We start from the raw sequence: 16,024 nt of genomic DNA, 5'->3' as shown, positions 1-16,024 counted from the left end.
AGGGCGGCACGCCGCCTGCCCCGCCACCCGTCTCTCGCCGCCCGCCAGATCACATCTGACGCATCGTCAACGCGCTGACGCCGCACGGGGGACGATCACCGGAGCGCCGTCGCCGGGGGCGGCGAGCACGTCGCTGTCGATGTCGTACAGCGCGCGCACCAGCGGTGCGTCGACCACCTCGCGGGGCGGGCCGCAGGCCACCACCGAGCCGTCGCGCAGGGCGACGACCAGGTCGGCGTAACGGGCCGCCGCCGCGAGGTCGTGCAGCACCATGACGACCGTCCGCCCGCCGGCGGCGACCTCGCGGACCAGTTCCAGCACTTCGACGGCATGCCCGAGGTCGAGCGCGCTGGTGGGTTCGTCGAGCAGCACGACGGGCGCGTCCTGGGCGAGCACCATGGCGAGCCAGCAGCGCTGCCGCTGGCCGCCGGAGAGGCGGTCCAGCCGGCGGTCGGCGAGCTCCTCGACGCCGGTGGCGCGCAGCGCCCGCGCGGTGAGCCGCTCGTCGTCGGCCGACCACTGGCGGAAGAGCCCCTGGTGCGGGTGGCGGCCGTAGCGGACGAGTCCGGCGACGGTGACCGCCTCGGGGGCCTGCGGGCTCTGCGGGAGCAGCGCGACCCGGTGCGCGGCCTGGCGCGGCCGCAGCCGCCAGACGTCCTCGCCGCCGACCAGCACCCGCCCGCCGTCCGGCCGGTGCAGCCGGGCGACGGCCCGCAGCAGGGTGGACTTGCCGCAGCCGTTCGGGCCGACGACGGCCACCACCCGGCCGGCCGGGACGGTGAGGTCGACGCCGGCGAGCACCGGGCGGCCGGGGCCGTAGCCGGCGGTGAGGCCCTGGATCGTCAACTCCATCGAGGGTTCCTTCGGTTGGAGGGGGCTGCGGGCCGGCCGGGCACGGGCGCGGACCCGGCCGGGTACGGGCCCGAGCGCGGACACGAGCCCGAGCCCGAGCCCGAGCGCGGACACGGGCCCGGAACGGGGCCCGAACGCGGGCCGGTCAGGAGGCGGCGAGCGCCTTGCCGATGTCGCCGATGACCACGTCGGCCGCGAGCGGCCCGCCGCGGGTGGACCAGACCGAACCGTCCACGGTGACGGCGTGCTTGTTCTTCACCGCGCCCAGCTCCTGGTAGGCGGGCTTGGACTGGACGTCCTTGAGCGCGGTCTTGCCGTCGTCGGTGAGGGTGGACAGGAACAGCCAGTCGCCGTCGATCTCGGCGAGCTTCTCCAGGCTGAGCGCCGGGCTGTGCGCGTTGCCGTCCTTGTCCTGCGCGGCCGGGCGGGTGAGGCCCATGTCGAGGGCGACGCCGCTGGCGAACTGCTTCTTCTCCATCCAGCTGGGCCCGGTGGGGTTCCAGCGGACGATGGAGACGGCCGCGCCCTTGTTCTTGCCGAGGTCGCCTCCGGCCTTGGCGGCCTTGGCCTCGTAGTCGGCGATCACCTTGTTGCTCTGGTCGAGCTTGTTGACGGCGTTTCCGATGCCGCGGAAGGCGAGCTTCCAGTCGTCGGTGGGTGCCATGGTGACGAGGGTGGCGGGGGTGATCTCGCGCAGCTGCTTGAGCATCTGCTCGTCCTGCATGTCGCCGGCCAGGATGAGGTCGGGCTTGGCGGCGATGACCTTGTCCATCACGGGCTGCAGCAGGTTGCCGACCACCGGGACGCCCTGGACCTTGTCCTTGAGGTAGGCGGGCGGCTCGTTGAGCCCCTGGCCGTTGGTGATGCCGACGGGCTTGACGCCGAGGGCGAGCACCGCGTCGAGGTCCTCCTGGGTGAGGGTGACGATCCGCTGGGGCGCGGCGGGGATCTCGACGGCCTTGCCGGTCGCGTCCTTGACGGTGCGCTTGCCGCCGGCCGCGTCCGCCGCCGGGCTGCCGGCGGCGGTGGAGCCGCCCGCGGAGCCCGAGGATCCGGAGGAGGACCCGGAGGAGCCGCACCCGGCGAGCAGGAGGGCGGCCGCCCCGGTGACGGCCAGCGCCCGGGCCGCGCGGCGGCGGACGGGGTGGAGCGGGCTCTGGGCGAACGGCATGGGTGCCTCCGGGCAGCGGTGGTACGGGGGTTGGGCGGCGTCCGGGTGACCTGGCACGGTGGCGGTGCCCACAGGACGATGCGCTCATTAGGTTAGCCTTACCTTATGACATTGTCGCAAGTGGGCGCCCCCGGGGAGTCCCGCACCGAGCCGGACGCCCCGCCGCCACCGCCACCACCGCGCGGGGACGGCCGCCGCGCCGCCTGGCCGATCGCCCTCGGCGCGGTCGCGGTCCTGCTCGCCCTCGCCGCGCTCTCGCTGTCCGTCGGCGCCGGGGAGGTCGGCCCCGGGCGGGTGCTGGACTACCTGCTGGACCGCCACGGCGCCCGCGCGGACAGCCGGCTCGCCCTCGTCGTCGGCGACCTGCGCCTGCCCCGCACGGCCACCGCCCTGCTGGTCGGCGCCGCACTCGGGGTCGCCGGGGCGCAGCTGCAGTCCGTCACCCGCAACCCGCTCGCCGAGACCGGACTGCTCGGCGTCAACGCCGGCGCCTCCCTGGGGGTCGTGCTCGGCATCGCCGTACTCGGCATCCAGACCTCGTACGGGTACCTGGCCTTCGCCTTCGGCGGCGCCGTGCTCGCCAGCACGCTGGTGCTGCTCATCGCGGGCGCCCGGGGCGGGTCGCCGATGCGGCTGGTGCTCGGCGGCTCGGCGGTCGGCGCCACCTTCGGCGGGCTCACCGGCGTGCTGATCGTCAACTCGCCCGAGGCGTACGACCGGTACCGGGTGTGGGTGCTGGGCTCGCTGGCCGGGGTGGAGGGCTGGACGACGCTGCGCCAGCTCGCCCCGGTGCTCGGCGTGGGCTTCCTGCTCGCCCTGCTCGCCACCCGGCCGCTCACCGCGCTCGCGCTCGGCGACGACCTCGCCCGCGGCCTCGGCCACCGCCCCGGCGCCACCCGGGCCGCGGTCGCCTTCGCCGTCACCCTGCTGACCGCCTCGGCCGTCGCGCTGGCCGGCCCGATCTCCTTCCTCGGCCTGCTCGCCGGATTCCTGGCACGGACCGTCGCCGGCCCCAGGGTCGGGCAACTCACCGTGCTCGCAGGGCTGTTCGGCGCCGCCGTGCTCACCGGGGCCGATGTGCTGGCCCGGGTGGTGGCCCGCCCGTTCGAGGCGCCGGTGTCGGTGATCGTCTCCCTGGTCGGCGCCCCCGCGCTGATCGCGATCGTCCGCTCCCGCCGGACCGCCGCGCTCGGCATGGCCGATCCGGCCGAGCCCTCCCCCGTCCGGCGGTCCGAGCCGCCCGCGCCCAAACCCGACCTGGTGCTGCGGCGCGGCGCCTGGTCGCTGCTGCTCCCCCGCCGGGCGCTGCTCGCCTCGCTCGCCCTGGCCGCGGCGCTGCTCGCCATCGTCGTCGTGTCCGCCCACGCCGGGCAGAGCGAACTCGGCCTCGGCCGCACCCTCCAGGCCGTGTTCGGCTACGGCGACCGGCTGGACGTGCTGCTGGTGCAGAAGTTCCGGCTCGGCCGGATCGTCGCCGGGCTCGCCGCCGGCGCCGCCCTCGGCCTGGCCGGCTGCCTCACCCAGACCCTCGCCCGCAACCGCCTCGCCACCCCCGAACTGCTCGGCGTCAACGACGGCGCCACCGCCGCCGTCCTGATCTCCGCCACCGTCTCCGGCACCTTCGGCGCCTGGTGGGCCGGCCCGCTCGGCGCGCTGGCCGCCGTCCTGGTCGTCACCCTGGTCTCCGGCGGGCTCGGCGCGCAGGGCTACCGGGTGCTGGTCGTCGGCCTCGCGATGTCCGCGCTCGCCTCGGCCGTCATCCAGGTCGCGCTCGCCCGCCGCTCGCTCAACTCGGCCGGCTCGCTGTACGTCTGGACCTCCGGCAGCCTCAACGGGCGGGACTACGCCGTCGCCACCCCGGTCCTGATCGGGCTGGCCGTGCTCGTGCCGCTCGCGCTGGCGGCGGCCCGGCGGCTGGCGGTGCTGCGCTTCGACGACAGCGTGGCCGCCTCGCTGGGCGTCGACCCGGGCCGGGTCCGGCTCGGCTGTCTGCTGCTGGCCGTCGCGCTGGCCGGACTGGCCGTCGGCGTGTGCGGGCCGGTCGGCTTCGTCGCGCTGGCCGCGCCCGTGATCGCCGGGCGGCTGGCCGGGCCGGCGCGCGTACCGGTCCTCGGCTCGGCACTGACCGGCGCCGTCCTCGTCGTGCTCGCCGACACCGTGGGGCGGGTGCTGATCGGCGGGGTGGAGATCCCCGTCGGCATCGTCACCACCGTCCTCGGCGGCCCCTTCCTGCTCTGGGTGCTGCTCGGCCGCAAGGGCACCCCCGCCTAACCTCCCCGAGGAGTCCCGCAGATGGAAACCCTTCCCCTGGTCGAGCCCGATCCGGCCGACCCCGCCTACCGCCTGGTCACCTTCGTGCACGAGGACGCGTCGTGCGACGGCGTGCTCGCGCTCCTGCACACCGTCACCGACAAGGACCGGCACGCCGGCGACCTCGCCCCGCACCTGATGACCCGCCGCGGCGACGGCCGTTGGTCGATCACCTACCGGCTGCGCGCCGACCACCGGGCGTCCTACCAGCTGTACCCGTTCCGGGGGGACGCCCCCGGCACCACCCGGGCGGACTGGCTGCGCGTCCTCGACCACGCCCGCCCCGACCCGCACGACGCCGCCCCCCGGCTGCCCGCCCGCGACGGGCGCCACCCGTCGTCCGTGCTCAGCCTGCCCGACGCCCCCGCCCAGCCGTACGCCCGGCGGCGCGACGGCGTGCCGCGCGGGCGGATGGTGGCCCACGAGGTGGCCGGGCGGCGGGTGGACGTCCACCTCCCCGCCGGTGGCGGGCCTTCCGCCGGTGGCGGGCCGTTCGCGGTGGCCGTGCTGCTGGACGGCGAGATGTGGGGCGAGGTGCTGTCGGTCGGCGACACCCTCGACAACCTGGCGGCGGACGGCGCCATCCCGCCCACCGTCGCCCTGCTCGTCCACACCATGGGCCCCTGCCGCCCTGACGACCTCAGCTGCAACCCGGCCTTCGTCGACCTCCTCGCCGACCGCCTCCTCCCCTGGGCGGCAGCGGAGTTCGGCACCACCACCGACCCGGCCGGCACCGTCATCGCCGGCCAGAGCGCGGGCGGCCTCACCGCCGCCTTCGCCGCGTTCCGGCGCCCCGACCGCTTCGGCGGCGCGCTCTGCCAGTCCGGTTCCTTCTGGTGGCCGGACGAGACGGAGTTCGACGAGGGCAGTGAGTGGCTGACCCGCCAATTCGCCCGCGAGCAACGGCGGGAGGCCCGGTTCTACGTCGAGGTCGGCCTCCAGGAGTGGATGCTGCTCCCGCAGAACCGCCACCTGCGCGACGTCCTCACCGCCCGCGGCTACGACCTCGCGTACCGCGAGTTCAACGGCGGCCACGACTACGCCTGTTGGCGCGGCGGGCTGGCGGACGGGCTGGCGCACCTGCTGGGGCGTGCCTGACGGTTCCCGGCGAATCGGCGAATCGGCGGACCGGCGGACCGGCGGACCGGCGGACCGGCGGACCGGCGCGCAGCGACGGGGGCGTGCTAGCGTCCCGGTGGCGGCGCGCCGGTGACCGCCCCGGACGAGATGTGCGCCGTACCCGGCCCGCCAAGACGACGCACCCAGGGAGACGTCATGGCCGCCGGTGCCCCGATCGCCCGTCCGCTCGACGTGCGGTGGATCCACGGATCCCCGTCCGCGAAGCACAACACGGACCCGGACATCCAGGTCCACGCGTACGACGAGCACACTGTCATCCTGCGGCAGAACAAGGCGGTCAACTACGAGGCGCCGTTCCTGTTCCTGCTGTTCGGGGGCGAGCGGGCCGTCCTGATCGACACCGGGGCCACCGCCTCCGCCGCGTACTTCCCGCTGCGCACCGTGGTCGACGGGCTCATCGACCGGTGGCTCGCCGACAACCCCCGCGACGGCTACGGGCTGCTCGTCCTGCACACCCACCCGCACGGCGACCACGTCGCGGGCGACGGGCAGTTCGCCGACCGGCCCGCGACGACCCTGGTCGGCGCCGACCCGGCCACGGCCTGGCCGTACTTCGGCTTCGACCAGGACCCGGACGCCGTCGCGCGGGTGGACCTCGGCGGCGGCCGGGTGCTCGAATGCCTGGCCACCCCGGGCCACCACCCGGCGGCCGTCACCTACTACGACCCGTGGACGGGCCTGCTGCTCACCGGCGACACCGTCTACCCGGGCCGCCTCTACATCGACGACTGGCCGGCCTTCACCCGCACCGTCGACCGGCTGATCGACTTCGCCGAACGCCGCCCCGTGACGCATCTGCTCGGCTGCCACATCGAGATGACCCGCACCCCCGGCGTCGACTACCCCATCCGCACGACCCACCAGCCCGACGAGCCGCCCCTGGAACTGACCGTCGGACACCTCCGGGCCATCCGCACCGCACTCGCCGACCTCGGCGACCGGCCGCGCCGGCACGCCCTGCCCGACCTGATCCTCTGGCCGAGTGCCTGAGCCCATCGGTCAGGCGCTCGGCGATCAGTCCTTGTACGGGACGAGCCGCGCGAGGTCCAGTTCGAAGCCGAACGGATCGGGAACGCTGATCGTCCCGCCGAACTCCCGCTCGGTCCTCGTGTGGTACCGGTCGTGGTTCGGCTCGGAGAACAGCGTGGCCGTCCGCTGCCGCGGGTCCACGATCAGGTAGAGCGGGAAGCCCATGCGCGGGTAGTCACGGACCTTCCCCGTCCAGTCGTTCTCGGGATTGGACGGGGAGACGATCTCGACCGCGATCAGGGCCAGCTCGGCGGGGATGTCGTGGCCGGCCAGGTCGATGACGTCCTCGGGCAGGTACGTGAGGTCGGGATTGCGCACGGAGCCGACCTCGGGTGAGGAGAGATCACTGTTCCCGGTGGGGAAGTAGCCGGGAGGGCAGTGCGCCTCGAACTGGCGTTGGACCAGCGCGAGGTTCAGCTGGTGGACCGACGACGGTGACGCCTGCATGACGATGATGTCGCCGGACAACTCCACCTTGTAGCCGTCCGGGAGACTGCGCCGGGCCTCTTCGAGAAGACGGTAGCGCTCGGGGTTCATGGACTCTCCTCCAGTGCTCCGGCCACCGTACGGCAGCCGGAGCCGATTCAGGGTGCCGGCGCCTCCCGGGGGAGGCGGGTGGTGAGAAGGGTGCCGGCGGCGACCAGGGCGGCGGTGAGCAGGAGGGCGAGGCGGTAGGGGCCGGGTGAGCCGCCGTCGGTGTCCAGGGCGCCGATGAGGGCGGCGGTGGCGGCGATGCCGAGGGCGCCGCCGAGGGTGCGGACGATGGTGAACAGGCCCATGGCCCGGCCCATCGCGGGCCCGGGGACGTCGGCGAAGCCGGCGATCTGGACGGTGAGCACGGCGGTGCCCAGGACGAGCCCGACCGCGAACATCAACGCCCGTACGGCCCAGGGGTTCTCGGCGAAGCCGAGGGCGGCCAGGACGAGGGCCGCGAGCAGCAGCGCGGGCAGCGCGAGGCGGCGGGGGCCGAACCGGGGCAGCAGGCGGTCGACCACCTGGGAGGCGGCCATCAGGCCGATCGCCTCGGGGAAGACGCTCAACCCTGCGTCGAGGGCCGAGGCCCCGAGGGCGGCCTGGTAGAGCAGCGGGAGGACGAACAGGGCGCCCATCAGGCCGGCCGAGGTGAGCAGCGCCAGCCAGGTGGCGGTGCCGAAGGTGCGGTCGGCGAGCTGCCGCAGGTCCACCAGTGGTTCGGCGGCGCGGAGTTGGTGGCGCACGGCGATGCCGAGCAGGAGGAGCCCGGCCACGCCGCCGAGCGCCACCGGGGGCGAGGACCAGCCGTGCGCCGGGCCGAAGCCGAGCGCGTAGGTGAGCAGCCCGAGGCCGGGGGTGGCGAGCAGGAAGCCGGTGGTGTCGAAGCGGCCGGCCGGCGGCTCGTCCGCCGCGCGCAGGCCGATGAGCCCGGTCACGACGGCCGCGACCCCGATCGGCACGTTGACCAGGAACAGCCAGTGCCAGGAGAGGTGTTCGGTCAGGAGGCCGCCGAGCGGCGGGCCGAGGGCGGGCATCAGGGCGGTCGGGACGATCAGGATCCGGCCCAGGCCGGCCCGCTCGTGCGGGGCGAAGGCCCGGAACAGCAGGGTCATCCCGACGGGGGTGAGCAGTCCGCCGGCCACGCCCTGGACGGCCCGCGCGGCGGCGAGCGAGCCGAGGCCGGGCGCGGCGGCGCACAGGGCGGAGGCGAGGGTGAACGCGGCCAGGGAGCCGAGGAAGACCCGCTTCACGCCGAACCGGTCGCCGAGCCAGCCCGCCACCGGCAGGCCGACGGCGAGGCCGACCAGGAAGGCCGTCTCGACGGCGTTGGCGGCCGAGACGGGCCGCCCGAAGTCCTCGGCGATGGTGAACAGCGCGGGGTTGACGATGGTCGAGTCCAGGCCGTTCATGCACATCGCGGCGGTGTAGACCACGACCACCGCGGCGCGCCCCGCGAGCAGGGGGCGCGCCCGGGCGGCCTCGACGGCCGGAGGGGTCACAGGTCGGTCCAGTGGGCGGTGATCCACTGCACGGCGTCGGCGCGCTCGCACGGGCCGTGGGAGACGTTCCAGCCGGCCGGGACGGCGGCGAAGGCCGGCCAGAGCGAGTGCTGGCCCTGGTCGTTGACGAGGGCGAGGAACTCGCCGTCACCGTCGAAGGGGTTGGCGGGGGCGTCACTCATCGGAGGACTTCTCCAGGTGGTCGGTGATCACGCGGGCGATGTGCGCGATCGGGGCGGGCAGGGTCATGTCCTTGTGCGAGCAGGCGACGTCGGTGTTGTCGATGCGGCCGGACACGTACGGGGTCCAGAGTTCGGGCACCAGGGTCTCGTCGATGGTGTCGACGGTGGCGCGGAAGAACAGCACGTCGCCGTCGAAGGGGCGGTGGTCGTGGCCCCGGACGAGGTGGTTGGTGTTGAGGTAGATCCGGTTGAGGGCGGCCACGGTGGCGTCGTCGAGCCCGGCGAGCGGGCTGCCCTCGCGGCGCAGCAGCTCGGTGACGGCGGCGAGTTCGAGCGGCCGCCCGGCGAGGTCCTCGGGGCCGTAGCCGCCCATGGTGAGCAGCGCCTCCAGCGCCTCGGCCTGGTCGGGGACGGGCAGGTCGCGGAAGCCCTCGGCGGGGTAGGCGTCCAGGATCGCGAGCAGTTCGACGGCGTGGCCGAGGTCCTGGAGCCGGACGGCGACGGCGTGCGCGATGATCCCGCCGGTGGACCAGCCGAGCAGCCGGTACGGTCCCTCGGGCTGGACCTCGCGCAGCCGGTCGACGTAGTGCGCGGCCAGTTCGTCCAGGGTCTGCGGCAGGGGCCGGGCCGCCGTGGCGGCGCCGACGCCCTGGGCCTGGAGGCCGTAGATCGGCTGGTCGGCGGGCAGGTGGCGGATCAGGCCGGTGTAGCACCAGCTGAGGCCGCCGGCGGGGTGGACGGCGAACAGCGGGGTACGGCGTCCGGGCGCGGCGGGGCGCAGCGGGAGCAGGACGTCCAGCGCGTCGGCGCTCTGCGAGCCGGCCGCCAGGGCCGCGTCGAGGGCGGCGACGGTGGGCGACTGGAACAGGGTGCCGATGCCGACGTCCAGGCCGAGCAGTTCGCGGATCCGCCCGGCGAGGCGGACGACCAGCAGCGAGTGGCCGCCGAGGGCGAAGAAGTCGTCGTCGACGCCGACCGCCGCGACGCCCAGCACCTCGGCGAAGAGTTCGCACAGCTGCTGTTCGCGCGGGGTGCGCGGCGGGCGTCCGGCGCCGGTGGCGGGTGCGTCGGGGGCGGGCAGGGCGCGGCGGTCGAGCTTGCCGTTGGCGGTGAGCGGCAGCCGGTCCAGCAGGACGACGGCGGAGGGCACCATGTGGGCGGGCAGTTCGGCGGCGGCGTGGGCGCGCAGGTCCTCGGGGGTGACGGCGGCGACGGCGACGGCGTGCGACTCCTCGGGGCTCGCCGTGGTGACCGCGTAGCCGACCAGTCGCTTGTCGCCCGGGGCGTCCTCGCGGACGACCACGGCGGCGTCGGCGACGCCCGGGTGGGCGGCCAGCACGGCCTCGATCTCGCCGAGTTCGATCCGGAAGCCGCGCAGCTTCACCTGCTGGTCGGCGCGGCCGAAGTACTCCAGGACGCCGTCGGCGCGGCGGCGGGCGAGGTCGCCGGATCGGTACATCCGGGTGCCGCGCTCGCCGAACAGTTCGGCGTACGGGTCGGCGACGAAGCGCCCGGCGGTGAGGTCGGGGCGGCCGAGGTAGCCGCGGGCCAGGCCGGCCCCGGCGACGTACATCTCTCCGGTGACGCCGGGCGGGACGGGCTGGAGGTGCTGGTCCAGGACGTAGACCCGCAGGTCGGGGATGTTGACGCCGATGGTGCTGCTGCTTCCGGCGGCGGCGGTGGCCCGGTCGAGGGCGATGTAGGAGACGTGCACGGTGGTCTCGGTGATGCCGTACATGTTGACCAGGGTGGGCGCGTCCTCCGGGTGGCGGGCGTACCAGTCGTCGAGCCGGGCCAGTTCGAGCGCCTCGCCGCCGAACACCACGTAGCGCAGGGCGAGTTCGACGCCGGGGCGGTCCCGGTCGGCGGCGCTGAGCTGGTAGAAGGCGGACGGGGTCTGGTTGAGCACGGTGACGCGCTCGCGGGCGAGCAGGTCGAGGAAGGCCGCCGGGTCGCGGCTGACCAGGTGCGGGACGACGACCAGGCGGCCGCCGTGCAGCAGGGCTCCCCACAGCTCCCAGACGGAGAAGTCGAAGGCGTAGGAGTGGAAGAGGGTCCAGACGTCGTCGGCGCCGAAGCCGAACCAGTGGTCGGTGGAGCGGAACAGCCGGACCACGTTGTGGTGGGTGACGGGCACGCCCTTGGGCCGGCCGGTGGAGCCGGAGGTGTAGATGACGTAGGCGGTGTCCTCGGCGTGCAGCGGGCGGGTGCGCTCGTGCTGGGCCAGCGGGGTGGCCGGGTGGGCGGCCGACTCCGGTCCGTCGACGAGCAGTTGGGGCACCTGGTGGGCGGGCAGCCGGGGTGCGGTGGCGCGGTCGGTGAGCAGGGCGGCGGGGGCGGCGTCGGCCAGCATGTAGGCGAGGCGGTCGGCCGGGTAGTCGGGGTCGAGCGGCAGGTAGGCGGCGCCGGACTTGGCCACCGCGAGGAGGGCGACGACGAGTTCGAGCGAGCGCGGCAGGGCGAGGGCGACGATGGTGCCGGGGCCGATGCCGTTGGCGGCCAGCAGTCGGGCCAGGCGGTCGGCGCGGGCGGCGAGTTCGGTGTAGTCGAGCTGCTCGTCACCGCAACTGACGGCGACGGCCTGCGGGTTGGCGGCGGCCGCGGCCTCGAACAGCTCGGCCAGGGTGGCGTCCGGGGCCGAGGTGTGCGGGGCCGAGGTGTGCGGGGTGCCGTTCCACTCGACGAGGGCGCGCAGCCGCTCCTCCTCACCGATCAGCGGGAGCCGGCCGATCGCGGTGTCGGGCGCGGTGGCGGCGGCGGTGAGCAGCCGGGCGAGGCGGGTGGCGAGCCCTTCGACGGTGGCGGCGTCGAAGAGGTCGGTGCGGTACTCCAGGAAGCCGCCGATGCCGCCGTCGGGGAGCTCGCCCGCGTTGAGGGTGAGGTCGAACTTGGCGGTGCCGCTGGGGACGGCGGCGATCCGGGCGGTGAGACCGCCGCCCAACGGGTGGGGCTCGTCGGGCCGGCTCTGCCAGGCGAGCATCACCTGGAACAGCGGGTGGCGGGCGAGGGAGCGCGGCGGGTTGAGCTCCTCGACCAGGCGGTCGAAGGGCAGGTCGGCGTGCTCGTGGGCGGCGAGGACGGTGCTGCGGACCTTGCCGAGCAGCTCGCGGAAGGTCGGATCGCCCGAGGTGTCGGTGCGCAGGACCACGGAGTTGACGAAGTAGCCGACCAGGTCGGCGGTTTCGGGGTCGTCGCGGCCGGCGACCGGGGTGCCGACGGGGATGTCGGTGCCGCAGCCGTGCCGGGTGAGCAGGGCGGCGAGTCCGGCCTGGACGGCCATGAAGACGGTGCCGCCGGCGGTCCGGGCGAGCGCGGCGAGGGCCGCGTGCGCCTCGGCGTCGAGGGTGAAGGGCACGGTGGCGCCGTGGTGGCCGGCGACGGCGGGGCGCGGGCGGTCGGTGGGCAGTTCCAGCTGGTCGGGCAGGCCGGCCAGGGCGGTGCGCCAGTACTCCGACTGCCGCGCGGCGAGCGGGCTGGGCGCCTCGGAGGTGCCGAGCAGCTGCCGCTGCCAGGCCGCGTGGTCGGCGAACTGCACGGCGGGCGCCGGGAGTTCCGGTGCGCGGCCGGCCAGCCGAGCGGTGTAGGCGGCGGACAGGTCGCGGACCAGCGGGGTGGTGGACGCGCCGTCGCTCGCGATGTGGTGGAGCAGCAGGAGCAGGGTGTGTTCGGCCGGGCCGTGGGTGAACAGGGTGGCGCGCAGCGGCGGCCGGCCGGTGAGGTCGAAGGCGTGCCGGACGGCTTCGGCGAGCTCGGTGCCGTCGTGCAGTTCGACGGGCGCGGCGGGCAGCACCCGCTGGTACGGCGTGCCGTCCGGCTCCTCGCCGTAGACCGTGCGCAGCACCTCGTGCCGGGCGGCGAGGTCGCCGAGGGCGAGGGCGAGGGCGGCCCGGTCGAGCGGGCCGGTGAGGGTGAGGGCGAGCGGGATGTTGTAGGTGGGGCTGGGGCCCTGGAGCCGGTGCAGGAACCACAGGCCGCGCTGGGCGGGTGACAGCGGCATCCGGTCGGTGCGCGGCACGGGCACCAGCGCGGGGCGGGCCTCGGGCTCGCCGCCGGGGTGCGCGTCGAGCAGGGCGGCGAGCGCGGCCGGGGTCGGGTGGCGGAAGACGTCGGCGAACCCGACGGCGGCGGCGAAGGTCTCGCGCAGCCGGGCGGCGAGGCGGCCGGCCAGCAGCGAGTGGCCGCCGAGGTCGAAGAAGGAGGCGTCCCGCCCGGGCGCCTGCGGCAGGTCGAGGACGTCGGCGAACAGCCCGCAGACCAGTTCCTCCTGCGGAGTGGCCGGGGCCGTGCCGGGCTCGGCGGCGGCGGGTTCGGGCAGGGCGCGGTGGTCGAGCTTGTCATGGGCGGTGCGCGGCAGTTCGTCGAGGACCAGGACGGCGGCCGGGACCATGTGGCCGGGCAGCCGGGCGGCGAGCGCGGCCCGCAGCTCGGCCGGGTCGAGGGCGACGCGGGGGGTGGGGGCGGGTTCGGCGGCGTCCTCCGACATGGCCTCGGCAACGGTCTCGGGGGCGGCCTCGGGGGCGGCCTCGGACTCGGAAACCGCCTCGGAAGCCGCCTCGGGAGCCGCCTCGGGGACGACGTAGCCGAGCAGCCGCTTGCCCTGCGGACCGGAGCGGGCGATCACCACGGCCTGGGCGACGCCCGGCAGTTCGGCGAGGACGGCGGCGATCTCGCCGGGCTCGATCCGGAAGCCACGGATCTTCACCTGGTCGTCGGCGCGGCCGAGGAATTCCAGGGTGCCGTCCGGTCGGCGGCGGGCGAGGTCGCCGGTGCGGTACATCCGGTCGCCGGGCGGGCCGAACGGGTCGGCCAGGAAGCGTTCGGCGGTGAGGTCGGGGCGTCCGAGGTAGCCGCGGGCCAGGCAGGCCCCGGCGACGTACAGTTCGCCGGCGACGCCGTCGGGCGCGGGGCGCAGCGAGCCGTCGAGGACGTAGGCGCGGGAGCCGCGCACCACCCGGCCGACCGGGGCGCCGTCGGGACCGGGCGTCCAGGCGTAGGCGTCGACGGTGGTCTCGGTCGGGCCGTAGAGGTCGATCGGGTGCAGGCCGGCTGCGGCGGTGAGGCGCTGCCAGAGGGCGGGCGGGGTGGCTTCGCCGCCGACCGCGATGACCGCCGGGCGGTGCCACTCCTCGTCCAGGATGCCTTCGGAGAGCAGGACTTCGAGGTAGGAGGGGGTGACGTCGAGGTAGTCGACGCGTTCCCGGTGCAGGTGGCCGGCCAGGGCGGCCGGGTCGCGGTAGGTGGCGTCGTCGAGCAGGTGCAGCTCGTGGCCGTGGACCATCCACAGCACCGGGTCCCAGGAGGCGTCGAAGGCGAACGAGGCGCTGTGGGCGACGCGCAGGCGTTCGCGGCCGGTGCGGCGCACGGCCGGGGCGATGTGGTCCTCGCCGTGGCCCGCGTACAGGTTGGCCAGCGAGGCGTGGGTGACGACGACGCCCTTGGGGCGGCCGGTGGAGCCGGAGGTGTGCAGCACGTAGGCGGCATGGTGGGGCCGGGGGGCCGGGGGCGCGGTGGCGGGCTCGGCGTCCGCGTCCCCGGGCAGGACGGTGGGCAGGCCGGCCGGCAGGTCCAGTTGGGTGAGGGCGTCGGCGGTGCCGACCGCGCAGACCGGGCGGGCGTCGTCCAGGACGGCGGCCAGGCGCTGCCGGGGGTGGGCGAGGTCGAGGGAGACGCAGGCGCCGCCGGCCTTGAGCACGCCGAGCATCGCGACCAGGGTGTCCACGCCGCGCGGCAGGGCGAGTGCGACCGGCGCACCGGCGCGCACGCCGAGGGCGTTCAGGCGGTGGCCGAGGCGGTTGGCGGCGGCGTCCAACTCGGCGAAGGTGAGGGCGGTTTTGCCGCTGCGGACGGCGACGGCGGCCGGGGTGCGGGCGGCCTGCGCGGCGAACAGCTCGGGCAGCGTCCGGTCGAGCGGCGGCTCCGCGCGCCCGGCGGTGGCGCGGCGCAGGCCGTCCGGGTCGAGCAGGTCGATCCGGGCGATGGGCGTCTGCGGGGCGGTGAGCAGCAGGTCGGTGAGGGCGTCGAGGTAGCGCAGCAGCCCATCGCGGTGGGCGGCGAGCGAGGCGGCGTCGTGGCGGGCGGGGTCGGCGTCCAGGACGAGGCGCAGCGCGCCGCCGGGGGCGGGCGAGACGCCGACGGCGAGGTCGTCGACCGGTCCGGCGGCGAGGTTGCGGACGACGCCGGGCAGGCCGGCCAGGTCGAGATCGCCCTCGAAGGCCTTGATGTTGACCATCGGGCCGAACAGGGCGCGCCGCTCGCCGGTCAGCCCGAGGTCGCGGCGCAGGTCCTCCAGCGGGTAGCGCTGGTGGCGGCGGACGGCGCGCAGTTCGCGGACCACCCGGCGCAGCAGCGCCTCGGCGCTGTCGGCGGGGCGGACGGCCAGGCGCAGCGGGAGGACGTTGGCGGCGGCGACGGGGGTGCGCAGGGCGGCCGGTCCGCGGCGGTTGGCGAGCGGCAGGCCGAGCACGACGTCCTCGGTGCCGGCCAGGCGGTGCAGGTAGCCGGCGGTGGCGGCGAGGAGCAGTTCGGCCCAGGTGGCGCGGGCGGTGGCGGCGGCGCGCTCCAGTCGGTCGCGGGTGCCGGCGGGCAGTTCGGCGGTGAGGCGCAGGGGGGCCTGGGCCGGGGTTGCGGCCAGCGCGGGCGCCGGGCTGCCCGGCAGGGTCGCCGGGGTGTCGGCGCCGGCCAGGCGGTCGGCCCAGTAGGCGCGGTCGGCCGGGTACTCCTCGCCGTCCCGGTAGGCGGCCTCCTCGGCGGCGACCTCGGCGAGGGTGGCGAACGGGCGTGCGGCGGGCTCGGCGCCGGTGGTGTGCGCGGTGTACAGCTCGGCGAGGCGCTCGCCGAGGAGGTTCAACGCGTAGGCGTCGACGGCGAGGTGGTGGATCCGCCGGTACCACTGGTACCGGTCGTCGGCGAGGCGGATCAGCGCGTGGGTGAACAGCGGGCCCTCGGCGAGGTCGGCCGGGCGGGCGAGGTCGGCGCGCATCCAGGCCTCGGCCTCGGCGGCCGGGTCGTGCGCGGCGCGCAGGTCGAGGTGGTGCAGCGGCCAGCGGCGGCCGGGGCGCGGCTGCTGGCGGGGCGTGCCGTCCGGGCCGGTGACGACGACGGCGCTCAGCGCCTCGGCCTCGTCGACCGCCTGCCTCAGCGCGTCCTCGAACCGGGCCTCGTCGAGCGGGCCGGTGATCTCGACGGCGTCGCCGGTGTTGTAGACCGGGCTGTCGGGGTCGAGTGACTGCGCGTACCAGATGGCGGCCTGGGCGGCGAGCAGCGGGACATCGACGGCCTGGGTTTCGACGGCAGGCATGGTTCGGGGTGCTCCTCGGGGTCCGGCGAACGAAACGCCTAGTTAGGTTAGCCTAATCTAACTTCATATG

General features: G+C 75.7%; 9 protein-coding genes and 1 riboswitch. Of the genes, 3 read left to right on the top strand and 6 right to left on the bottom strand.

The window, feature by feature from the left end; all coding sequences use genetic code 11:
• Positions 1–66: 66 nt before the first annotated feature.
• Both ACFVHI_RS05405 and ACFVHI_RS05400 read right to left on the bottom strand, forming a co-directional pair.
• Entirely contained in the window at positions 67–852 is a 786-nt protein-coding gene (locus ACFVHI_RS05405) for an ABC transporter ATP-binding protein (protein WP_380335994.1), read from the bottom strand.
• Positions 853–997: 145 nt separating this feature from the next.
• The gene (locus ACFVHI_RS05400) at positions 998–2,023 is read right to left on the bottom strand and encodes an iron-siderophore ABC transporter substrate-binding protein (protein WP_063351505.1); all 1,026 of its coding nucleotides are present in this window, start codon (positions 2,021–2,023) and stop codon (positions 998–1,000) included.
• Between the two features lie 105 nt (positions 2,024–2,128).
• Between ACFVHI_RS05400 and fhuB the strand changes: the two genes are divergently transcribed.
• The 3 genes from fhuB (at position 2,129) to ACFVHI_RS05385 (ending at position 6,463) form a co-directional block, all read left to right on the top strand.
• Positions 2,129–4,294, top strand: coding sequence for a Fe(3+)-hydroxamate ABC transporter permease FhuB (gene fhuB / locus ACFVHI_RS05395; RefSeq protein ID WP_380335990.1), 2,166 nt, complete (start codon positions 2,129–2,131; stop codon positions 4,292–4,294).
• Between the two features lie 21 nt (positions 4,295–4,315).
• A complete protein-coding gene (fes, locus tag ACFVHI_RS05390) occupies positions 4,316–5,431 on the top strand; it encodes an enterochelin esterase (protein ID WP_380335987.1) in 1,116 nt (371 codons plus the stop codon).
• A gap of 104 nt (positions 5,432–5,535) precedes the next feature.
• Positions 5,536–5,596, top strand: a riboswitch (guanidine-III (ykkC-III) riboswitch).
• 12 nt (positions 5,597–5,608) lie between these two features.
• A complete protein-coding gene (locus tag ACFVHI_RS05385; protein WP_063349849.1) occupies positions 5,609–6,463 on the top strand; it encodes an MBL fold metallo-hydrolase in 855 nt (284 codons plus the stop codon).
• A gap of 24 nt (positions 6,464–6,487) precedes the next feature.
• On the opposite strand, the gene ACFVHI_RS05380 is transcribed toward ACFVHI_RS05385, so the two are convergent.
• The 4 genes from ACFVHI_RS05380 to ACFVHI_RS05365 are packed head-to-tail and all read right to left on the bottom strand — an operon-like array spanning position 6,488 to position 15,954.
• Positions 6,488–7,039, bottom strand: a complete 552-nt coding sequence (locus tag ACFVHI_RS05380) for a Uma2 family endonuclease (protein WP_380335984.1) — start codon at positions 7,037–7,039, stop codon at positions 6,488–6,490.
• 47 nt (positions 7,040–7,086) lie between these two features.
• Positions 7,087–8,475: a DHA2 family efflux MFS transporter permease subunit gene (locus ACFVHI_RS05375; protein WP_380335981.1), complete on the bottom strand. Its 1,389-nt coding sequence runs from the start codon at positions 8,473–8,475 to the stop codon at positions 7,087–7,089.
• Entirely contained in the window at positions 8,472–8,657 is a 186-nt protein-coding gene (locus ACFVHI_RS05370; RefSeq protein WP_063349847.1) for an MbtH family protein, read from the bottom strand. The genes ACFVHI_RS05375 and ACFVHI_RS05370 overlap by 4 nt, the downstream gene beginning before the upstream one ends.
• Positions 8,650–15,954 (bottom strand): amino acid adenylation domain-containing protein, encoded by a 7,305-nt coding sequence (locus ACFVHI_RS05365; RefSeq protein ID WP_380335978.1) that lies wholly within the window; start codon positions 15,952–15,954, stop codon positions 8,650–8,652. The genes ACFVHI_RS05370 and ACFVHI_RS05365 overlap by 8 nt, the downstream gene beginning before the upstream one ends.
• Positions 15,955–16,024: the final 70 nt, after the last annotated feature.

The sequence above is a fragment of the Kitasatospora sp. NPDC127121 genome, from assembly GCF_042677305.1.
In the GTDB taxonomy this organism is placed as follows: Bacteria; Actinomycetota; Actinomycetes; order Streptomycetales; family Streptomycetaceae; genus Kitasatospora.
Note: the sequence above shows the minus strand (reverse complement) of the source record. Positions and strands in the feature narration are given on the sequence as shown.

Excerpts from the sequence above, each read along its gene's own strand:
- ACFVHI_RS05405 (WP_380335994.1), bottom strand. The coding sequence starts at position 852 with ATGGAGTTGACGATCCAGGGCCTCACCGCCGGCTACGGCCCCGGCCGC.
- ACFVHI_RS05400 (WP_063351505.1), bottom strand. The coding sequence starts at position 2,023 with ATGCCGTTCGCCCAGAGCCCGCTCCACCCCGTCCGCCGCCGCGCGGCC.
- fhuB (WP_380335990.1), top strand. The coding sequence starts at position 2,129 with ATGACATTGTCGCAAGTGGGCGCCCCCGGGGAGTCCCGCACCGAGCCG.
- fes (WP_380335987.1), top strand. The coding sequence starts at position 4,316 with ATGGAAACCCTTCCCCTGGTCGAGCCCGATCCGGCCGACCCCGCCTAC.
- ACFVHI_RS05385 (WP_063349849.1), top strand. The coding sequence starts at position 5,609 with ATGGCCGCCGGTGCCCCGATCGCCCGTCCGCTCGACGTGCGGTGGATC.
- ACFVHI_RS05380 (WP_380335984.1), bottom strand. The coding sequence starts at position 7,039 with ATGAACCCCGAGCGCTACCGTCTTCTCGAAGAGGCCCGGCGCAGTCTC.
- ACFVHI_RS05370 (WP_063349847.1), bottom strand. The coding sequence starts at position 8,657 with ATGAGTGACGCCCCCGCCAACCCCTTCGACGGTGACGGCGAGTTCCTC.
- ACFVHI_RS05365 (WP_380335978.1), bottom strand. The coding sequence starts at position 15,954 with ATGCCTGCCGTCGAAACCCAGGCCGTCGATGTCCCGCTGCTCGCCGCC.